Raw genomic sequence first — 19,349 nt, forward strand, 5'->3', positions numbered from 1 at the left:
CCATTCGACTGAGGAATATAGTGAATTTTGTCAGTAGAACGGTGCTACACCGCGTTTCGTGTCGGTGTGAAGAACGGTCAGCCGACTACCGAATTCCGTTCAGGTTCGCGACCGTTCGCAGGTCAGAGAAGCGCTGTTGCATGTCGAGTTCGTCTTCCAGCGCGGTGAGTGCGGATTCGAGGGGCACGTCGAGTTCGTAGGAGTAGAAGTTCCCGCGCGACCCGGAGCGGTTCTCACGCGCGGTGAGGATGCCGAGCATCCGCAGGTCCGAGAGGTGATTGTGGACCGAACGCTGGGCGAGGCTGTCGACGCCGTAGCCCTCGGCGATTTTGAGGTAACGGTTGTAGATTGCCCGACTCCGCTCGGGAGTCTCACCTTCGGCAGCGATGGAGACGACGGCGAGGAGGGTGAGGTGACCGTGTTGTGTGAGTTGCCGGATGCCCTCTTCGACACGCTCGCGTTCGAGGACGTGTCGTGCTTCCTCGACGTGTGTCTCGGTCACGTGGTCGTCGTCCGCGTTCTCGGCCTGCTCGGCCGCCAACAGGAGGAGGTCGAGTGCTTGTCGGGCCGACCCGCGGTCCTTGGCGGCGAGTGCCGCACAGAGCCGGATGACCGCTTCGTCGCAGGTTCCCTCGCGGAGTGCGATGTCCGCACGCGAAGAGAGGATATTGTTCAGTTCCTGTGCGTTGTACGGCGGGAACTGGAGTTCTCGCTCGCAGAGCGTGTCCTGTACTCGGGGGTCGAGCTGGTCGCGGAACTTGAAGTCGTTCGAGATGCCGATGATGCCGACTTTCGCCTCGGTCAGGTCACCCTTCGAGCGTGCGCGAGGGAGTTCGTAGAGGAGTTCGTCGCGCTCGCCGATGGAGTCGATTTCGTCGAAGACGAGGAGGATGGTCCCACCCAATTTGTCGAGTTCCTCGTAGAGTTTGTTGAAGACGGTCTGTTGCGGGTAGCCAGTCGTCGAGATTTCGGCTCCGTCGGGGCGGAGTTCGTTGACGAGTTCGACGGCCACCTGGTACGAGGAAGAGAGTGGCTTACAGTTGAGCGAGATGACGGAGAGGTCGACGTCGTCGTACTGCTCGGCGTCTTCCTGCAGGAGGTTCATCAGGTACTCGGTCACCGCGGTCTTGCCCACGCCAGTGTTCCCGTAGAGGAAGATGTTGTTCGGCTCCCACCCGTCGATGACCGGCTGAAGCGCGTCCATGTACGCCTCGATTTCCTCGTCGCGCTCTTCGATCCGGTCCGGCTGATAGCTCTCTCTCAGAGCATCCTTGTTCGCGAAGACGGCGCGTTTTCGCTCGAACCGGCGCATACAGTTCCGGTGACACTCCGGGTATAAAAGAACCTCCATTGCAAGTGATTCAAGTGTTTCATGTGAATCCTCACGGTCGTTCACAGTTTCAAGGTCGCTGTGGCCGGTTTTCGGCGTGAGTTGGTCTCGGTAGCCGGTGGTCCCGAGGCCAACTAATCGTGCTAGCACTAGACGAGGACACACAGACACCACTGATACAAGTGAAACTAGTAATAGCTAGTCTAGTAGTAGAGTAACACACCAGTGTTTCTGGTGAAGAGTAGACATGTTTGGTTCAGTATATTCGGTATCGTCGATGTGGTTCGAGACCGCGTTTCCTGCGCTCGAAACGAATCGTTTGGTTCAGCTGCTCGTACTCATATCTCTATATATCGCTCTACAGGGACCAAGCGGTAGACGCGTCGTCGGTGTAGACACACACCACCATTACAAGTGAAGATAGTCGTTATCGTTGGGAAGGAACGGTCTAGCCTCAGTATTGGACGCAGAACGGCGAGTCATCAGTTCCACTTCTGTGGGCAATAGTCACACGCCCAATCTGCACCCTCCCCCTCCCACCCCTCTCTCGGCTAGCTTCACTTGCAATAGTGGTGTCTGTGTGTGTTCGTTCGGTGGCTCTGCGTCTCGTCGCCGTTCACTTGCAACAGTGGTGTCTCTCTCCTGTACGAAAAATCGTGGTGCGTGTGACCAATCCTCTCGATTTGGTCACTTGCAATAGTGGTGTGTGTTCGACGGGTGGGAGGTGCATTTCACTTGCAACAGTGGTGTGTGTCGGTTGTTGAGTCGGGTTACGGCCTTGTTCGTGTTCCACCCGTTTCACTTGCAATGGTGGTGAGGGTCGGTTCGTGTGGGGGTTCGTCGACGGTGAGACAGACACACGCTGCAGTGACCGTACAGAAGACCACGACAAGTGCGCGTCGACCAGTCGAGTACTGACCAGCCACGTGCTCGACTGCCCAACTGTGCGAATGATTCTCGTGGGCTCTTCGGTGGAACCTCGGCAGCCACCCCTCGACCCGCGACTGCTACCACTCGGCCCGCGACTGTCATCCCCGATGCTTGACCTCCGCTGAAGCAACGGCCGTAACCGGACAAGCTGTTCACTTGCAAGGGGGGTGTGTGTCTGGCCGTCGACGGCGGGTTTCGGCTGCTACTCCAGGCGACGAGTGATTGTCCGGGCAAGGAACTAAATCGTAGCCGCGAGTGGCTCAGAACATGGACCGTGTAGCAGTCATTGGCGCGTCGATGACCCAGTTCGGGAAGCGCGACGCGTGGATTCAGGAGTTGCTCGCCGAGGCCGGGCAGGCGTGTCTCGACGACGCGGGCGTCGCCCCGGACGAAGTCGACCATCTCTACGTCTCGAACATGGCGAGCGGGGAGTTCGAAGGCATCACAGGCGTGATGAACGCCCTGGCGCAGGACCTCGACGCCATGCCCGCGTACACACAGCGGGTCGACCAGACGTCGTCTTCCGGCGGGGCGGGGATGTACGCCGCGTGGCAGTCGGTCGCCTCGGGTGCCTCAGACATGACGTTGCTCGTCGGCGGCGAGAAGATGACACACCGGACGACCGAGGAGTCGACCGACGTCATCGCCTCGATTACGCACCCAGTCGAGTACAAGCACGGACTGACACTCCCGAGCTTCGCTGGGCTCACGGCGCGACACTACCTCGAACGGTTCGACGCGCCGCGTGAGTCGCTGGCGAAGGTCGCCGTGAAGAACCACAAGAACGGGGTACACAACCCACACGCGCAGTTCCGAAAGGAGGTCGACCTCGAGACGGTGATGGAGTCGCCCATCGTCGCCGACCCGCTTCGCCTGTACGACTTCTGTCCGATTACGGACGGGAGCGCGGCGCTCATGTTCTGTCCGGAGTCGGTCGCCAAGGAGTACACCGACGAGTACGCTATCCTCTCGGGTGTCGCGGGCGCGACAGACACGCACGTGGTCCATCAGCGAGAAGACCCGACCGTCATGGGCGGGGTCGTCGAGAGCGGCAAACAAGCGTTCGAGATGGCCGGTCTGACCCCTGACGACGTGGACGTGGCCGAACTCCACGACATGTTCACCATCCTCGAATTCCTCCAGATGGAAGGACTCGGCTTCGCCGAACAGGGTGAAGCGTGGGAACTCGTCGAAGAGGGCTACACCGAGATGGATGGCGAACTGCCCATCAACACCTCGGGCGGGCTTAAGTCGAAGGGCCATCCGCTCGGGGCGAGCGGCGTCGCACAGGGGTACGAAATCTACCAGCAGGTCGTCGGCGGTGCCGGCGAACGCCAGATAGACGATGCCGAGGTCGCCCTCGCGTGCAACGTCGGCGGGTTCGGCAACTGCGTCATCACCACCATCATGGAGGCAGCACAATGAGCATGGACGCGACGGAGTACGAGGACGGCACGATTCAGTATCCCGGTCACCCCATCGGTCCAGGTGGGACAGAACCAGTCGGGACCATCGACCTGAGCGAGTACACCGCAGAGGTCGTCACGTGGACGAAAAGTATGGCGACGCCCCCGGGTGTCGAGGCACCAAACATCATCGCTATCGTCGAATTCGACGTCGAAGGAGAGATAGTCCGTGCCATCGGCAGCGCGACCGACGACGTACAGACCGGCGACGAAGTTCAGCCGGTGTACGTCGAGGAGTTGCGCGACCCCGAGGCAGGGATTCGCGTCCCGGAGAGCCAGGACTGGGACGGCTACCGGTTCGAGCCGGTCTGAGCGACCGCGATTTTCTAGAGCTCTATTTTCACGCGCTCCATCTGGGACTCCTTTTTCACTTCCTGCGCTTCGGCTATCCGGTGAATATCGGTTCAGGTACGTGCCAGTCCACGTCGACGACTCGCTTCGGTGTGGTTCTGGTCCGGTCCCGAGCGACGACTTCGAAGGTCCTGTTCGCTGCTTCCGGAGTGAACGCAGCAGCGACTAGGAGTCGAGCGAGGTCCCCACGGGGAATCGAACCAGTGACCGATTCGCCCCCTTCGCCGACGAGCACGTCACGCGTCGGTGGGTCACTGGAGAGTCCGCCCGGGCGAAATATCGTGTAGGTGAGGCCTGACTGCTGGAGGTGTGTTTCGCCGCCTGCCTTCGCGTCGAGGATCCGCGACAGCAAAATTCTGAACGGCATCGGCATTCCACGCCTCGAATTCCCCACACCGAGCGAGGAGACGAGGACGAAATGCCCGACTTCGGCCTCGGAAGCAGCGTCGACGAGCCTCTCGACACCGGCACCATCGACCACGTCGCTACCCGTCACCTGCCGGAGGCCGGGTGACGAACCGACTGTACAGACGAGGATGTCGACCCCTTCTACCGCTCGTGCCACGTCGTCTCTGACCAAACAGTCACCGACGAGAACGTCCTCGACGCCGCGCTCTCGCAGGCGTTCGGCGTCGTCGTTCGAGTGGACGAACGCCCGTAACTCGATTCCTGCATCGAGGAGAACCTCGACGACTGCTCCCCCAGTCCGGCCACCCGCACCAGCGACGAGAATCGTCGCCGTGGAAGGGTCCATCGAGAGTAGTACGATTCATAAGCGTATTGGACTTTCGGCCGGGTGAGAAACTACCGAAACCGGTTTGTTCGTGGCCGGTGTCGTGTCTCCGTTATCGTCGACGGCCCCCAGAGGAACTCCCACCAGCTGCATCCCCACGACCGCCCGAGCCGTCGTCGCCGGCGTCGTCCCCGTTTCGGTCGGTTCCAGTGGCACCACCATCGGCGCTGGGTTCGTCGTCGTCACCGTCGACGCTGTCCTCGTCGTCCCCGTACCGTCGCTTCAGCGTTTCGAGTTCGGCGTCCACGTCGATTTCGACCGGCTCGTCGTCGGACTCGATCTCGTTTCCGCGGTCGTCACCGTTCTCGCTCGACCGGTCTCGGTCGCCGGCAACCGCACCAGTCGAACCCCGCTCGCTGTCGGACTGTGGCGTACTGCCGTGTGACTCGTCCGCGTCGTCGCGGCCGCGAGGACCGTACTCGTCGAGGGTGTGGTCCTCTCGACGGGCGGCGTCGACCTGTCGCTGAATCTCCTCACGAAGGTCGCGCGCTTCTTGCAAGACCCCACGCGCGTGTTCGTTTTCGGGGAGTTCGGTCCCTTCGAGGACCGACTGGAGGTCCGTGAGGGCGTCACTCACCCGGCCGAGGGTCTCGCGACTGACAGACTCGACACGCGAGCGAGCGGAGGAACCGGCCTCTTCGCCGCGTTCGCGGGCCCGTCGTCCGCCTTCGGCGAGACGAATCGCACGCTGGAGCGCCTGGAGGAGTCTGATGTTCGTCTCAAGTACGGCGATAGTCGCGGGAATCGCGACCTCGTCGGCGAACTCCATGAACTCGCGGGGAGTCGGGGGGCGAGGGATACCGAACGGGCCTCGTGGGGGGCGCGGCCCCTGTCGCTCCAACAACTGTCGAAGTTCGCGCAACTCGCTCGCGAGCGCCTCGGCGTCGTCGGCCAGTTCGCGGTCGTCCGGTGAATCGGTCATACACACCCGTTCTCACCTCGGCGACAAAAACTGTACGACGAGACACCACGTCGACGAGAGGGACCGACACACCGACACCCACACCAACAGGGAGTGCGGGCGACCGCCGAGTCGGCGAGCGGAAACGGGCGTCAAACAGACCGACGACGCGAGACGGTTTCATCCGGCTTTCTCGTTGGTAAATCCACTCTCCAGCCACAATATTTATTGTATCCTGTTTCGTCTTCTTTGAAAGAATGAGGACCGAGCACGGCGGCGGCGTCCCCCAGAGCGCGACGTTCGCCCAGACGCTCGCGACACTCAAGGCCGAAGGGAGCAGTATCCTCCTCGTCGGCCGCACGAGTGTCGCGGCACATCGGGCGGCCTGCCGCCGGCTCGTCGGTGACGAAGACGACAGTCCGACACGTCGTCGGCTCTACGTCCACACACTGGACAACGAGCACTGTGGCAGCGAACCCGGCGACGCGATTGCTGAGTCGGAGACCGTGTTGGTCACGCAAGGAAGTGACGACGGCACGACAGCGACGCCCGACGACTGGGCCGGCGACACCCAGTCGACTGTCGTCGACTCGCCGTTGTTGAGTACGCTCGGAACCGAGATAATCGACGCAATCGAAGGACTGACAGAGGACGACGACCCGGACCCGGGCGAGTTTCGTCTCTGCTTCGACTCCGTGACGCCATTGCTCCGGGAACACAAGTCACAGAACGTCTTTCGCTTGCTCCACATGATTACGTCTCGAACACGCCAGGTACAGGGGATGGGCCACTTCCACCTCCCGCTGGACCGAGACAGTGACTACGTCCGCTTGCTCGAACCGCTGTTCGACGCGGTGGTCGAGGTCCGCCGGAACGACGAGTCAGACCGACTCGAACAGCGATGGCACCTGCGTGACCGTGACGCCGACAGCGGCTGGATCGCGCTCTAAAGGCCCGACTTAGCGAACGTTTTCGACGAGTTCGACGAGCGTCGACTTTTCCTGCACACCGACGAGTCGTTCGGCCGGCTCGCCGTCGGCGAAACAGAGCAAGGTCGGTACGCTACGAACACCGTACGCCTGTGCGAGTGACTGGAGTTCGTCGATGTCGATTTTCGCGACCACGGCATCCGTCTCCGCGGCGACCTCGGCGACAACTGGTTCGAGCATCTGGCATGGGCCACACCAGTCGGCGTGGAAGTCGATGAGGACGACCGGGTTTTCCGCGACGAGTTCGTCGAGTTGGTCCTCGCTCTCGACGTGAACCGGTTCGGAGGCCGTCGGCGTCCCAGTGTCATCGCCAGACTGTCCGTCAGTCACGTCGTCAGATTCGCTCATACGACCGCTACGGCCAGCCACTGTTTAACCGTTGTTCGGGTTGTCGCACCTGCCGCACGACCGCCGGCCGCGATGCTTTCTCACCGAATCTCCCGAAACCGGCGGCTGAAGCCAGTACAGCGTTCGTATCGGGCGTCGATATGGAACGAACCACTATATCGAACATCGGTGTACGACTAGCACAGATTACCAATGGTCGAAGTCGGTATCGAGATGCTGGCGGGAATCGCCGTCACCATCTTACTCATGTTACTGTTCCTCGGTGTCGTCGTGGCGTGGGACATCGCACTCGCGCTGCGGGACGTCGCCGAGAAGGTCGACTTGCTGAAAGACGAGGTCGACGAAGACCTCGGAACGATAGACGGCACGCTTACCCGCGTCCACGACCGGATGGGCGGCTACGTGCCGGGGCAGCAAGCACGACACGACAGCCCGGCGGCCGAATCAGCGGTCGGGTTCGCACCCTCGCAGGGGGCACAGGCGGCCACTGCGACGAATCAGGTCGGTGTGGGGCGACCCACGGCGAGTGGCACGGGCCAGACCGTCGGTGGGTTCCAGACGGCGACCTACGAAGCTGCGGCGGAGTCGGCCGTCTCCCCCGACCAGGCCGAGGCCGAGCCCGACGCTGACGAGGCTGTTGCCGACGCCGACAGCCAGGATGTTGACGACGAAGCGAGCGAGGACGCAGAGGACGCGGAGGACGAGGAGAACACGACCGACGCCGACGTTGACGACGCTGCAAACGACAACCCGGCCGAAGACGACGATGCTGACGGCGGTGACGACGACAGCGAAGACGAATCGAACGATTCCGACGGCAGCGATGGCGACGACGACGATGGGGACGACCCCGACGACGGTGACGATGGCTCAGCAGGAGTCGACGACACCGTCGACCCTGCCGACGAAGACACTGCCACCGAAGACGATGAAGAAGCGTCTGCCGACGCGGACACCGACGATTCGGCGGACGAAGACGACGACGTAGAGCCGACCGCCGACGAACCACTGGTCGCCGACGCGAGCGATGTGGACGACGAGGCCATCGCGGAGGCACTCGGCGTCGACGTGTCCGAACTCGACGACCTCGAACCCGACGAAGCCGCGGCCGGCGTCGTCGAATCGTTCGGTCAGAACGCCCGGACCAACCGCCGGTTCGGCGAGCTGCAATCGGGTGGCGACCCACAGGACGACAGCGAGTTCGAGTACATCGACGCCCTCGTGACCGATGTCGATGTTCCAGAGGAAGCGGCTGAGAGCGCCAATTCGGGGCGCTTCGTTCCGGCCCAGCCAGACGAACCGTGGTACCGAACTGAAATCGACCCCGATACGGTCGACGCTGCCAGTCCGTCCGGAACCAGCCGACAGGGACATCCGTCTTCTGACGGTGGGACCATCCCCGTCGAGACGCCATCCGACGAGTCCGAGTCCCGGGAGACGGTCGCCGTCGACGACCCGCTAGCCGATTTCGAAGACTCCAACGCTGCCGAGGGAGGCCTCGAATACGCCACCGACACTGTGACTGATGAGGACGAGGCGACTGCTGCCGACGAGAGTGTGGACCTCGACACCGACGCCGAGGCGTCCGTGCCGGATGCTGAGGAGGACGAGATGATTGGCGACGAAGAACCACCGGAGGACCAGCCTGCGAGCATCGGTGACCTCGTCGACCAACAACTCGAATCGCTCACCGAAGCGGCCGGTGGCGAACGACTCACGGCCGAAGTCGGCAGCATGGGGCTCCAGCAGGCGACCCGCGAACTGGATGGCTCCAGTTACACCTTCCCGCTTTCGGGCGTCGACTTCGAACTGTCGGCGACGACCAACGGTGGGTCCGCGGCGCTCCGGTTCACGCCGCGCGAAGTGCTCGGACTCGGCGGTGCCCGCGAACGACTGCTTCGCTATCAGCTTCGAAAGTATCTGGAACAGGACGGCACCGGGCACGCAGACGTTCACGTCGACGGGGACGATGTGATCGTCGACGTCCCCGCTGCGACGGGTGAATCGGTCGAAGACTGGACCGACGCCACGATTCGGATACTCGACCGAACCCTCTACCTGACCGACCGCGACTGAGTCCGGCGATACGTTTCGTCGAAATCCGGTCGAGGTCTCGCGACTGTTCTCCTTCTCACTCCGCGCCGCTTCGAAAGGCGTAGGTTCGCTCGCCCGTGACGGCCCGTATGGTCGGTACCCGCGACGAGCCATTCACCGTCGACATCGACGTTCGCTACAACGACGTCGACCTGCTCGGACACGTCAACAACGCCGTCTACGTCAGCTACCTCGAAGAAGCCCGCGTCGAGTATCTTCCCGAGGTGCTTGGAGACACCGACGCGCTGGACGGCGTCATCGCGAACCTCGAAATCGACTATCATCGGCCCATCACGCTCGAAGACGACGTTCACGTCGAAATCGCTATCACCGAAGTCGGCACCAAGAGCGTCCTGTTCGAGTACGAAGTCGTCGCCTCCGGCGATGTCGCCGCGACCGCATCCACGGTGCAGGTGGCCTACGACGTCGAGACCGAGGAATCACGCGAAATCCCGGAATCCTGGCGAGAACGCGTTCGGTCGTTCGAGAACCTCTGAGCGGTCGCGGTTTCGGTTGCGGTCGAGTCGCCGAAGAAGCGACGAGAGACGACACCTTTTCGACGCCCCGTCGCCACGCTCTCTCTGTGCGCATCGAGAACAGTTTCATCCCGGTGCGGGGCGTCGGCGAGCAGACGGAGCGAAAGCTGTGGCGAGCGGGGGTGACCCACTGGGACGACTTCGACGGGGCCGTGGTCGGGACGACCACTGCCGACCGCATCGAGGCGTTCATCGACACGGCGCGCGACCGACTGGCCGAGAACGACTCGCGCTTCTTCGGCGACGTGCTGCCCAATCAGGAGACGTGGCGACTGTACGAGAACTTCCGCGACGAGACCTGCTTCTTCGACATCGAGACGACCGGCCTGTCGAAAGAGCGTGACGTGGTCACGACCGTTTCGTTCCATCAGGGCGACGAGACCACGACACTGGTCCGCGGCGACGACCTCACGGCCGAGACGCTTCGCGAGCAGTTCGCCGACGCGTCGCTCGTCGGGACGTTCAACGGCGCGAGGTTCGACGTACCCTTCCTCGAATCCTCGTTCGACATCTCGGTCGACGTACCCCACGTCGACCTCATGTACCCGTGTAAGCGACTCGGCCTCGACGGCGGGCTGAAAGCTATCGAGACAGAAATCGGCATCGCACGTGACGGCCCAGAGATTTCGGGCCGTGACGCTGTCCGACTCTGGCACGAGTACGAAGGCGGCAGTCAGGAAGCACTCGACACGCTCGTCGAGTACAACCGCGACGACACGCGAAACCTTCAGACGCTCATGGACGTGGTCGCAGACGGCCTCCACGCGGACCTGTTCGACGGCTGTGACGTGACAGGTGCGAAGTAGCGAGAGGTTCGAACTATCGTCGAGGACTGACGACGCTTCTTCCCGTTTTTCGTAACGACAGCGTACGGACGTACGCAGCGGTCGCTCACGAGATGGGCACGAAAGGATAACGGGTCGGCAGGTTCGGGGCGGATACGGACAGGCGTGACGTATCCGCGTCGTCCGAACGAGTGGGTGCCGGGGTGGGGACCGGACCGGTTGCCCAGGCGAGTCGACGTGGGCGGCGTCGAGGTCGCCGGGAGTAGGCGGCTGACCTGCCGACACTTCGACCGAAGAGTGACAGGTGAATAAAGCTGGTTCAAGCTGAAAAATCTATTTTCGTCTGACGCGTCGTTTTGACGATACGGCGAGAGGCCGGCGGTTCGGGCCCTCGAACACCGGAATCGAGATTTTCAGGAACCGCCCAGTCGGATTCGGGTGGTCTCACTCGGTCGACTCCACGTAGTCGACCGCTTCCTCCGCGGTCTCGACCGTCTCGATACCGGGGATGTCGTGCGTGTCCAGTCCGACGATGGGTCGCTTGTACACCTGGGCGAACCCGATCTCCGAGAGCGTGCCCGGGCCGCCGTCGATGGCGATGACTGCCTCGCCGTTCATCGCCACCAGCGCGTTTCGTGCGTGGCCCATCCCCGTCGCGATGGGGATGTCCACGTACGCGTTCGCGCCGTCGTAGTTCTCGCCCGGCAGAATCCCGACGGTCGTCCCGCCGCCGTTGTTCGCGCCCTCACAGACCGCTCGCATCACGCCAGTTAACCCCCCACAGATGACCGTGTGTCCGCGTTTACCGAGCAGGTAGCCGACCTCCTCCGCCAGTTCGTACGTTTCGTCCGACACCGAGCCACCACCGATGACGCTCACTCGCATACCCCAGTCGGCGACGCCCACGGTTACGACTGTTTCGGAACCGCGACAGAACGCAGTCCATCGCGGCCGAAGCGGTACCCGAAGACCGCTCAGGCCGCTCGAATCGCAGCCAGAATCTCTGCCTTGTCCTTCAGGCCGACGAGTCGCTGGACTGGCTCACCGTCGCGGAACACCAGCATGTTCGGGATGCCTTGCACGCCGAATCGCCCCGCGAGCCCCTGCTGCTGGTCGACGTCGACTTTCAGGACCGCAGCCTCGGACTCGGCCGCCACGTCGCCGATGTACTGCCCGAGCATCTGGCACGGACCGCACCAGTCTGCGTAGAAGTCGACGAGCACGACGTCGTGTTCCGAGAGCAGTTCGTCGAAGTGTGATTCGGTCTCGACCTGTACTGGATTGTCCGGCGTCCCAGCTTCGTCGTCGCCTCGCTCACCCGATAGCAGTTCCTCTCGTTTCGCTTCTCGAATCTCTGCGAGTTCGTCGTGTTCGGTCATTCGACTGGGAGTACGACGCCAGCACACAAAACGATTGTGGGGATATTGTGCAATACTGTTCTCGGTAGCTGTGGCGGGCCGTCGCTGCTGACAGTCAATAAACCGATTTCCGTGAAAACCCTAGTCTTAACACTGCCGACGTGCCAACCCCCACCTATGCCCAAGACCGAAGTCCAGCTGTCCGACGACGTGGACGCAGAGATCGACCGCTTGGTCGAGACCGGTGACTTCCTCAACCGCGAGGAAGCCGTCGAGGAACTCCTCTCGCGCGGTATCTCCGCCTACGGCGTCGACGACGAGCCGGAAGAACGCGGCGAAGAGCTGTTCACCCAGTCGATGACCGACCAGCAAGACCCGGCCGCGCGGCAGGACGCCCACGACGACAGCTTCGGATTCTGAGCTGGCGGGTTTATCCAGTCGGCACGTCTTTTTCGCGTATGGTGGTTCGGCCGTGAGTGACGCGTGTGTTCGCTGTGGCGACGATGCGACCGAGGAGTTCTGGCTGAAGGAGCAGTCGGTGGCGTATCTGCGGGAATCTGCGGACGTCGACGGTGGATGTTGGGTGCCTGTGTGTGCGGACTGTGAGTCTGCACTTCGTGACGTTGCGGACTTCGACGATGGGACTGTGGAGATTGCAGATGGGACGACGTACAGAGAGCGGTTTCAGGCGGTGTTGGACGAGATGGATGTGGGTCGCGTTCTTCAATGACTAGCGGCTGTCTCGTCTTCCGTCTGAAAGCCTGCTGCAGGCTCTTCGTGCTCACTTCGTTCAGGCAGGAAACGCTTGGAGCGGGATTCGAACCACGGTCGGACGTGCTCACTTCGTTGCGCACGACCTCCCTGCTTCGAATCCCACGTCAGGCTCTTCGTGCTCACTTCGTTCGCACAGAAGAGCCAGGAGTGGGATTCGAACCCACGAAGTCTCGATTACAAGTCGAGTGCATGAACCGCCCATGCTCTCCTGGCACGCTTTCGCAATTCAGTCTGGGTCCTTCGTATTAGTATCACTTTCGACTCCGACTCGTTTCTCCATGACGAGGCGGTGTTCGTCGTAGCCCTCGCGGCGGTAGAAGTCGATGGCCGCTTCGTTCTCGGCCATCACTTCGAGTTGGACCGACTCGACGCCGCGGTCGGCCAGTGCGTCCTCCGCAGCGGCGAGCAGTGCGGCACCGCGGCCAGCGCCGCGGTACTCGGGGAGGACGAAGAGGTTCTGGATGGTGCCGCGTGTCGCCGAGAGTTCGATGTCGCTGGTGGAGAGGTCGAACATGACGAAGCCGACGATTTGTTCGGGTGTGCGGTCGACGAGGACGGAGTCACCGACGATGTGCTGGGCGAAGTTCTGGCGAATCATGTCGTGATTCTCCACGTCGCGGATGTAGCTCCCGTGGGGGCGTTGCTCGCGGGCGAGGTCGACCCAGTAGTCGGCGAGCGTGTCGAGGTCGGCCAGCGAGGCCGGTTCAACCGCCATGAGCGGTTCGGAGGGCCTCGATGGCGGGGAGGTCGCCCCCAGTGAGCATCTGGAGGCAGGCACCGCCACCGGTCGAGAAGTGGTCGAAGTGGTCCGAGAGTCCGAACTTGCGGACCGCGGCGGCGGTGTCGCCCCCGCCGACGATGCTGTACGGGACATCGCCGGCGGCGGTGTACAGTTCGCGTGTGCCCTTCTCGAAGGTGGGGTCTTCGAACACGCCTGCGGGGCCGTTGAGGATGACGGTCCCGGCGTCTTCAAGGACCGAACGGTAGATACGCAGGGTTTCGTCGCCGATGTCCATGGCGGCCTCACCGGCGCGACTCGGCAGGGCGTTCAGCCCGATTTCGCGGCGTTCACCGTCACGTTCGACCGCCACGTCCTGCGGGAAGCGGATGCGGTCACCGTGTGCGTCGAGCAGGTCGCGTGCGCGGTCAATCTCATCCCAGAAGCCCTGGTCGATGATGAACTCCGTGCTGGCGTCGCCGAGTTCGACCCCGTCGGCGACGAGGAAGACGTTGCCGACGACGCCGCCAGTGAGAATCTGGTCGGCGAGGCCGGATTCGAGGACGCTCCACGCCACGTCGATGGAGTCGGGTACCTTCGCGCCGCCGAGGACGTACACGCGGGGCGTTTCGGTCGACTGGATGTCGCCGAGCACGTCGATTTCGCGCTCCATCACCCGCCCGGCGTAGCTGGGCAGGTGCTGCGGGAAGCCGACCAGCGACGGTTGCGAGCGGTGGGCAGCAGCGAAGGCGTCGTTCACGTAGGCGTCGAGGACAGGAACGAGACCTTTCACGAGGTGGGTCTCGCCTGCTTCGGCGGGGTCCCACGTCATGTACTCTTCACTGTAAAAACGGGTGTTTTCGAGGACGACGGCTTCGCCCGGGTCGAGTGCTTCGACGGCGTCACGGGCAGCAGAGGAGAAGGTCGCGTCGACGTAACTGACCGGGAAGTCGAGTAGTTCGTTCAACCGAGCGGCGTGGGGCTCGAGTGTCTCGAAGTCGTCGCCGCCGGGCCGGCCCTGATGGGCGAGTATAGCGACCCGACCGCCGCGTTCGAGGAGTTCGGAGAGCGTCTCCTGGTGGGCACGGAGTCGAGCGTCGTCTGCGAGTCCGTCGTCCGCGAGCGGACTGTTGATGTCGACCCGTACCCCCACTCGTCGCCCGTCGACCGCGAGGTCGTCGAGGGTCCCTACCGGCATATGGATATTGGTGCGTCGGGGCTGGTCATAGACCTTTCTCCTTGCTAACTTGGGGAGACACGCGCTGTACACAGACACGAGAGGCATTGTCTCACACGGCTTTGGTAGGCCTCGCCGAAAATCGAGTTGACATGTTTCGTGGTAACGCGGGGTGTCCGTAGACACCCGCCACACCGTTTCGCGCCCGGGATTTCGAGGCTGATGTTCGTGTGAATTGCCAGAGTAGATTACCGGCAAATATGTCGATATACCTACGCTCGCTTGCGATTTTTGATGGAAAGTTTAAAAGGGTCGTTCCTCATGATTGTGTGTAGGGATAGCGAATGGGTGTCAATACCACTGTAAACCGCAGCCGGCAGTTCGTCCTCTCGAACCCGGGAGTAGTACTGGTTGGCGCGATCGGGCTCTTGCTCGTCGTCGACTTCGTACGACAACTGGCGACGGGAGACCTCACGTTCTCCAAGGTCGTGACGAACGTCTACGACGGGCTTCTCAGAGGGCTCGTCATCGGTCTCGCCGGCATCGGTCTATCGATGACGTACAGTATTCTGAACTTCGCGAACTTCTCACACGGCGACTACCTGAGTACAGGTGCGTTCGCGGGGTGGGCGACGACGTACCTCATCGCTGGACTCGGAACCCAGTATACGCTCGGTGACCGAATCCTCGTCGGGTCCGGTCAGAGCGTGACCGGGGCACAACTCGACATCGGTATCGCCAGCACGCCGTTGTCGATCTTACTCGGCGTCATCGTCGCCGGAGGATTCACCGCAGGACTCGCACTCGCACTCGACAAGACGGTTTACGGTCGGATGCGGGAGGCAGACGGTATCAGTCTCCTCATCGCCAGTATCGGTGTCGCGTTCGCGCTCCGCTACTTGCTCGCGTTCGTCTTCGGTCCGGCGAGCCGTGGGACGACGAGTTTCGGTTCGAACCCGTCCATGTCGTTCTACTTCATCGACGGTACCATCGCAGTGAACGCACACGACGCGACGCTCGCCATCATCTCTATCGGACTGATGGGCGGCGTCCACTACTTGCTCCAGTACACGAAGCTGGGGAAGGCGATGCGTGCGATGTCCGAGAACGAAGACCTCGCTCGCGTCACCGGCATTCCGACTGAGCGCGTCATCAAGTCTACGTGGGTCATCGGCGGTGCCCTCACCGGAATCTCCGGCTACATGCTCGTCCTCTGGAGCGGGACCATCTCCTTCCAGGACGGCTGGCTCCTCCTACTCCTCATCTTCGCCGCGGTCATCCTCGGTGGTATCGGGTCTATCTACGGCGCGATCGTCGGTGGGCTCGTCATCGGTGTGACGGCCTCTATCGCCGTCTTCTGGATACCCTCGAGTTTCGCCCGCGTCGCAGCGTTCGTCGTCATGATCACCATCCTGCTCATCAAGCCGCAGGGCATCTTCAGTGGGAGGTCGACGTCATGAGCGCTCCAACCTCGACGTCCGACGACGGACAACCGGGAGACGGTGGCGACCCCAGCAATTCCCGTGAATCGGTTCTCGAAACGGTGTTCACCGAGGACTGGATCATGGTGCTCGCGCTCATGCTCAGTATGTACGCGGTGTACATCGTCGTCGGGCTCATCCTCGGCTATCCGCTGCGCGGCCAGCTCAACTCCATCGGGACGTTGACGACGTGGATCGCGCTGTTCGCGATGTTCTCGTTGGCGTTGAACCTGCAATGGGGATACACTGGATTGTTCAACATCGGTATCATCGGCTTCGCCGGTGTCGGTATCTACACGATGGCCATCGTCTCGAACGCCTACGCTGCCCCCGGCAGTACGCAGGCGGGTGGCTTCGGTATGCACTGGTTTATCGGCATCATCGCCGGTGTGATCGCCGCAGTCGTGTTCGGGTTCATCGTCGCTTTGCCCGCACTTCGACTGCGGGCGGACTACCTCGCAATCGTCACCATCGCGTTCTCAGAGATACTTCGGTTCGCGTTCCTCTCCGGTGACTTCGAAGTCATCACGCTCGGGAAGTACGGCATCCTCCCGTCGCAGAACATCGGTCTCGGTGGCGGTAGTGGTATCATCTACGACTTCCCGTCCCCGATGAACGCCCTCATCGGTACCCTCGGCTTGGAAGGGTTCTACGGCGGTATCGTGAACTGGCTCGGCGTCGACTTACCCCAACTCGTCGGTGCGCAACCCATCGACAACCCGAAGCCGGTCGTCGACCAGCTCGTCTACGCGTTCTTGTTGCTCGCCATCGTCTACGGCTTCTACTGGCTGCTGAAGCGGACGGGTGAGTCCCCGTTCGGCCGCGTCCTCAAGGCCATCCGTGAGGACGAAGACGTCGCACGGGCACTCGGCAAGGACACGGACCGCTTCAAGATTCAGGCGTTCATGATCGGCTGTGGTCTGATGGGTCTCGTCGGCATCCTGTGGCTCTGGTCGCAGGGGACGGTGACGCCGACGAACATCCGGCCGCGGATGACCTTCTTCGTCTGGATCGCACTCATCATCGGTGGGTCGGGGTCCAACACGGGGAGCATCCTCGGCGGTGCGGTGTTCGCCGGGACGCTCTTCCAGGGGCCGCTGTATCTGAAAAACGTCCTCAATCAGGTCCTGCCGATTCAGGATGCACCGGCTACGTTCGGTGCCGCGGGTCGAGTCGCCATCAACGGACTGGACCCCGTGCCGATGATTACCTACGTGTTCGCCAACATCCGCCAACTCCAGTTGGTCATCATGGGTGTCGTGCTGGTGCTCGTGATGATTTACCGGCCGGATGGGATGCTCGGACATCGGACCGAAACCGCGGCGAGTATCAGCCTCGACCGGCCGAAACTCCGCCGCAGTGGTTCGGACGACGGAGGTGAGACCGATGAGTGAGAGCAGTGACTCGGTCCCGGACGACGTCGGCCCCGAAACCTCGGGAGGCGACGGCCCGGAACTCTCGGAGACGCCGTTGCAGGTCAAGGGACTGCGGAAGTCCTTCGGCGGCATTCAAGCCGTCAGTGACGCTTCGTTCGAGGTCGAATCCGGGACCCTCACCGGTCTCATCGGCCCGAACGGGGCAGGGAAGTCGACTACGTTCAACCTCATCACCGGGATGCACAAGCCCGACAGCGGGCAGGTGTTGTTCAACGGGGAAGACATCACGGGGTACGAACCGCACGAAATCGCACTCAGTGGTCTCGTCCGCACGTTCCAGATCGCCCGTGAACTGGAGGAGATGACGGTGCTCGAAAACCTCATGCTGGCACCGCAGAACCAACGCGGCGAGTCGTTCACGCAGTCCGTCTTGCCGGGGACGCGAAACAACGTCCAGAAAGAAGAGTCGGAGATACTCGACCGCGTCTGGGAGACGCTCGACTTCTTCGACATCGACCACCTCGCGCATCAGCAAGCAGGTGGGCTCTCGGGCGGGCAACGGAAGTTGCTCGAACTCGCACGCGCGATGCTGACCGACCCGGACATGCTGTTGCTGGACGAGCCGTTCGCCGGCGTCAACCCGACGCTGGAAAAGCGCTTGCTGGAGCACATCCACGAACTCCGCGAGCAGGGCTACACGTTCCTCCTCGTGGAACACGACATGGACCTCATCATGAACAACTGTGAACACGTCATCGTGATGCATCAGGGCTCTATCCTTACGGAGGGGACGCCCCAAGATGTGAAGTCGAACGAGCAAGTCATCGACGCCTACCTCGGAGGTGACGTATGAGTTCGAGCACGTCGGAGCGAGAGTTCCTCGTTCCGGACGAGTCGATACTGGAGGTACGCGAGCTGGACGCCGGCTACGGCGACCTGCAAATCCTCCACGACATTCAGATGGACGTCGCGGACGGCGAGTACGTCACCATCGTCGGCCCGAACGGTGCAGGCAAGTCGACGGCCATGAAGTCCGTCTTCGGTCTCACGACGCACATGGGTGGGACCGTCACCTTCGACGGGGTCGACATCACGGGACAGAACCCGGAGGAGATCATCTACGAGGGCCTCGGTTTCGTCCCACAGAACGACAACGTCTTCCCGAACCTCACAGTGCGCGAGAACCTCGAGATGGGTGCCTACATCCTCGACGAAGTCCCGATGGACGCGATACGCGCCGTGTACGACCGGTTCCCCATCCTCGAAGAGCGCGAAACGCAGAAGGCGGGGACGATGTCCGGTGGGCAACAGCAGATGCTCGCCATGGGGCGCGCGCTGATGCTGGAGCCGAAACTGCTCATGCTCGACGAGCCGAGTGCGGGTCTCGCACCCGACCTCGTCGACGAGATGTTCGACCGCATCGACGACATCAACGACTCTGGCACGGCCATCCTGATGGTCGAACAGAACGCCAAGGAAGCGCTCCGGCGCTGTGACCGCGGCTACGTGCTCGTGCAGGGCGAGAACCGCTACATCGACACTGGCGACTCGCTGCTCAACGACGAGCAGGTTCGTCAGGACTTCCTCGGCGGATAAGGCCCTCGTCGTTTGGTGCAGCGGTCGGCGGTCGGTGTTCGGCGGTTTCTTTTTTGGAGACGGTTTCGAGAGAGCGACTGCAGTGCTGTTCTGTTGCGGTGAATCGCCCGCCCGGATATCTCGTTCGGCTGCGCTCTCGCCGTGTATCGCGCCAGTGTGTCACGCTTCTCGGACGTGAGTGCTCGCGTTCCCACTCACGTTACTTGTCAGCGTACTCGTCGCGATGGTCGTCGTCGGTAACGTCGGCCATGCCGGTCACGTCGGTGGAACTGGTCACGCCGGTCACGCGGTCGAACCGGTCACGTCGGTCACGTCAGTCGCATCGCTCAGGAACGCAGCGTCGCCC

Annotated in this window: 20 protein-coding genes and 1 tRNA gene; 12 read left to right on the forward strand and 9 right to left on the reverse strand. The window is 62.3% G+C overall.

What is annotated here, in order from left to right; translation table 11 throughout:
* Window positions 1-85: 85 nt before the first annotated feature.
* Window positions 86-1,312 carry an orc1/cdc6 family replication initiation protein gene (locus tag ACSC1P_RS00805; protein ID WP_435358223.1) on the reverse strand — a complete coding sequence of 409 codons (1,227 nt, stop codon included), beginning with the start codon at window positions 1,310-1,312 and terminating at the stop codon, window positions 86-88.
* 1,215 nt (window positions 1,313-2,527) lie between these two features.
* Between ACSC1P_RS00805 and ACSC1P_RS00810 the strand changes: the two genes are divergently transcribed.
* Window positions 2,528-3,685, forward strand: a complete 1,158-nt coding sequence (locus ACSC1P_RS00810) for a thiolase family protein (RefSeq protein ID WP_435358224.1) — start codon at window positions 2,528-2,530, stop codon at window positions 3,683-3,685.
* Entirely contained in the window at window positions 3,682-4,038 is a 357-nt protein-coding gene (locus ACSC1P_RS00815; RefSeq protein WP_435358225.1) for a PhlB family protein, read from the forward strand. The genes ACSC1P_RS00810 and ACSC1P_RS00815 overlap by 4 nt, the downstream gene beginning before the upstream one ends.
* 73 nt (window positions 4,039-4,111) lie before the next feature.
* On the opposite strand, the gene ACSC1P_RS00820 is transcribed toward ACSC1P_RS00815, so the two are convergent.
* Together ACSC1P_RS00820 and ACSC1P_RS00825 are read right to left on the reverse strand one after the other, a co-directional pair.
* Window positions 4,112-4,831, reverse strand: coding sequence for an NAD(P)H-binding protein (locus ACSC1P_RS00820; RefSeq protein ID WP_435358226.1), 720 nt, complete (start codon window positions 4,829-4,831; stop codon window positions 4,112-4,114).
* A gap of 91 nt (window positions 4,832-4,922) precedes the next feature.
* The gene (locus ACSC1P_RS00825) at window positions 4,923-5,792 is read right to left on the reverse strand and encodes a DUF7547 family protein (RefSeq protein WP_435358227.1); all 870 of its coding nucleotides are present in this window, start codon (window positions 5,790-5,792) and stop codon (window positions 4,923-4,925) included.
* A gap of 236 nt (window positions 5,793-6,028) precedes the next feature.
* Here ACSC1P_RS00825 and ACSC1P_RS00830 point away from each other — a divergent pair, with 236 nt between their 5' ends.
* Window positions 6,029-6,721 carry a DUF7504 family protein gene (locus ACSC1P_RS00830; RefSeq protein ID WP_435358228.1) on the forward strand — a complete coding sequence of 231 codons (693 nt, stop codon included), beginning with the start codon at window positions 6,029-6,031 and terminating at the stop codon, window positions 6,719-6,721.
* A gap of 9 nt (window positions 6,722-6,730) precedes the next feature.
* On the opposite strand, the gene trxA is transcribed toward ACSC1P_RS00830, so the two are convergent.
* Entirely contained in the window at window positions 6,731-7,108 is a 378-nt protein-coding gene (trxA, locus tag ACSC1P_RS00835) for a thioredoxin (RefSeq protein WP_435358229.1), read from the reverse strand.
* A 192-nt stretch (window positions 7,109-7,300) separates the two neighbouring features.
* Here trxA and ACSC1P_RS00840 point away from each other — a divergent pair, with 192 nt between their 5' ends.
* The 3 genes from ACSC1P_RS00840 to ACSC1P_RS00850 all read left to right on the forward strand — a co-directional run bounded on the left by ACSC1P_RS00840 (window position 7,301) and on the right by ACSC1P_RS00850 (window position 10,544).
* Complete coding sequence (locus tag ACSC1P_RS00840) at window positions 7,301-9,184, forward strand: hypothetical protein (RefSeq protein WP_435358230.1); 1,884 nt, start codon at window positions 7,301-7,303, stop codon at window positions 9,182-9,184.
* 107 nt (window positions 9,185-9,291) lie between these two features.
* Entirely contained in the window at window positions 9,292-9,699 is a 408-nt protein-coding gene (locus ACSC1P_RS00845; protein WP_435358231.1) for an acyl-CoA thioesterase, read from the forward strand.
* Between the two features lie 86 nt (window positions 9,700-9,785).
* Window positions 9,786-10,544, forward strand: coding sequence for a ribonuclease H-like domain-containing protein (locus ACSC1P_RS00850; RefSeq protein ID WP_435358232.1), 759 nt, complete (start codon window positions 9,786-9,788; stop codon window positions 10,542-10,544).
* A 423-nt stretch (window positions 10,545-10,967) separates the two neighbouring features.
* On the opposite strand, the gene ACSC1P_RS00855 is transcribed toward ACSC1P_RS00850, so the two are convergent.
* Both ACSC1P_RS00855 and ACSC1P_RS00860 read right to left on the reverse strand, forming a co-directional pair.
* Window positions 10,968-11,408, reverse strand: coding sequence for a TIGR00725 family protein (locus ACSC1P_RS00855; protein ID WP_435358233.1), 441 nt, complete (start codon window positions 11,406-11,408; stop codon window positions 10,968-10,970).
* 89 nt (window positions 11,409-11,497) lie between these two features.
* Entirely contained in the window at window positions 11,498-11,902 is a 405-nt protein-coding gene (locus ACSC1P_RS00860) for a thioredoxin family protein (RefSeq protein WP_435358234.1), read from the reverse strand.
* Window positions 11,903-12,058: 156 nt separating this feature from the next.
* Here ACSC1P_RS00860 and ACSC1P_RS00865 point away from each other — a divergent pair, with 156 nt between their 5' ends.
* Window positions 12,059-12,301, forward strand: coding sequence for a DUF7120 family protein (locus ACSC1P_RS00865; RefSeq protein ID WP_435358235.1), 243 nt, complete (start codon window positions 12,059-12,061; stop codon window positions 12,299-12,301).
* 52 nt (window positions 12,302-12,353) lie between these two features.
* Window positions 12,354-12,611 carry a hypothetical protein gene (locus ACSC1P_RS00870; RefSeq protein WP_435358236.1) on the forward strand — a complete coding sequence of 86 codons (258 nt, stop codon included), beginning with the start codon at window positions 12,354-12,356 and terminating at the stop codon, window positions 12,609-12,611.
* Window positions 12,612-12,794: 183 nt separating this feature from the next.
* Here ACSC1P_RS00870 and ACSC1P_RS00875 read toward each other — a convergent pair.
* The 3 genes from ACSC1P_RS00875 to ACSC1P_RS00885 form a co-directional block, all read right to left on the reverse strand.
* Window positions 12,795-12,868, reverse strand: a tRNA-Thr gene (locus ACSC1P_RS00875).
* Window positions 12,869-12,881: 13 nt separating this feature from the next.
* Window positions 12,882-13,370 (reverse strand): GNAT family N-acetyltransferase, encoded by a 489-nt coding sequence (locus tag ACSC1P_RS00880; RefSeq protein ID WP_435358237.1) that lies wholly within the window; start codon window positions 13,368-13,370, stop codon window positions 12,882-12,884.
* Window positions 13,360-14,571, reverse strand: a complete 1,212-nt coding sequence (locus ACSC1P_RS00885; protein ID WP_435358238.1) for a phosphoglycerate kinase — start codon at window positions 14,569-14,571, stop codon at window positions 13,360-13,362. The genes ACSC1P_RS00880 and ACSC1P_RS00885 overlap by 11 nt, the downstream gene beginning before the upstream one ends.
* Window positions 14,572-14,894: 323 nt before the next feature.
* On the opposite strand from ACSC1P_RS00885, the gene ACSC1P_RS00890 reads away from it, so the two are divergent.
* From ACSC1P_RS00890 to ACSC1P_RS00905, 4 genes are all read left to right on the forward strand, one after another.
* Complete coding sequence (locus tag ACSC1P_RS00890; protein ID WP_435358239.1) at window positions 14,895-16,010, forward strand: branched-chain amino acid ABC transporter permease; 1,116 nt, start codon at window positions 14,895-14,897, stop codon at window positions 16,008-16,010.
* Between the two features lie 104 nt (window positions 16,011-16,114).
* Entirely contained in the window at window positions 16,115-17,425 is a 1,311-nt protein-coding gene (locus ACSC1P_RS00895) for a branched-chain amino acid ABC transporter permease (protein WP_435360249.1), read from the forward strand.
* Complete coding sequence (locus tag ACSC1P_RS00900) at window positions 17,418-18,260, forward strand: ABC transporter ATP-binding protein (RefSeq protein ID WP_435358240.1); 843 nt, start codon at window positions 17,418-17,420, stop codon at window positions 18,258-18,260. The genes ACSC1P_RS00895 and ACSC1P_RS00900 overlap by 8 nt, the downstream gene beginning before the upstream one ends.
* Window positions 18,257-19,003 (forward strand): ABC transporter ATP-binding protein, encoded by a 747-nt coding sequence (locus ACSC1P_RS00905; protein WP_435358241.1) that lies wholly within the window; start codon window positions 18,257-18,259, stop codon window positions 19,001-19,003. The genes ACSC1P_RS00900 and ACSC1P_RS00905 overlap by 4 nt, the downstream gene beginning before the upstream one ends.
* Window positions 19,004-19,349 lie beyond the last annotated feature (346 nt).

It is taken from the genome of Haloarchaeobius caseinilyticus (genome assembly GCF_051207395.1).
Taxonomy (GTDB): Archaea; Halobacteriota; Halobacteria; order Halobacteriales; family Natrialbaceae; genus Haloarchaeobius.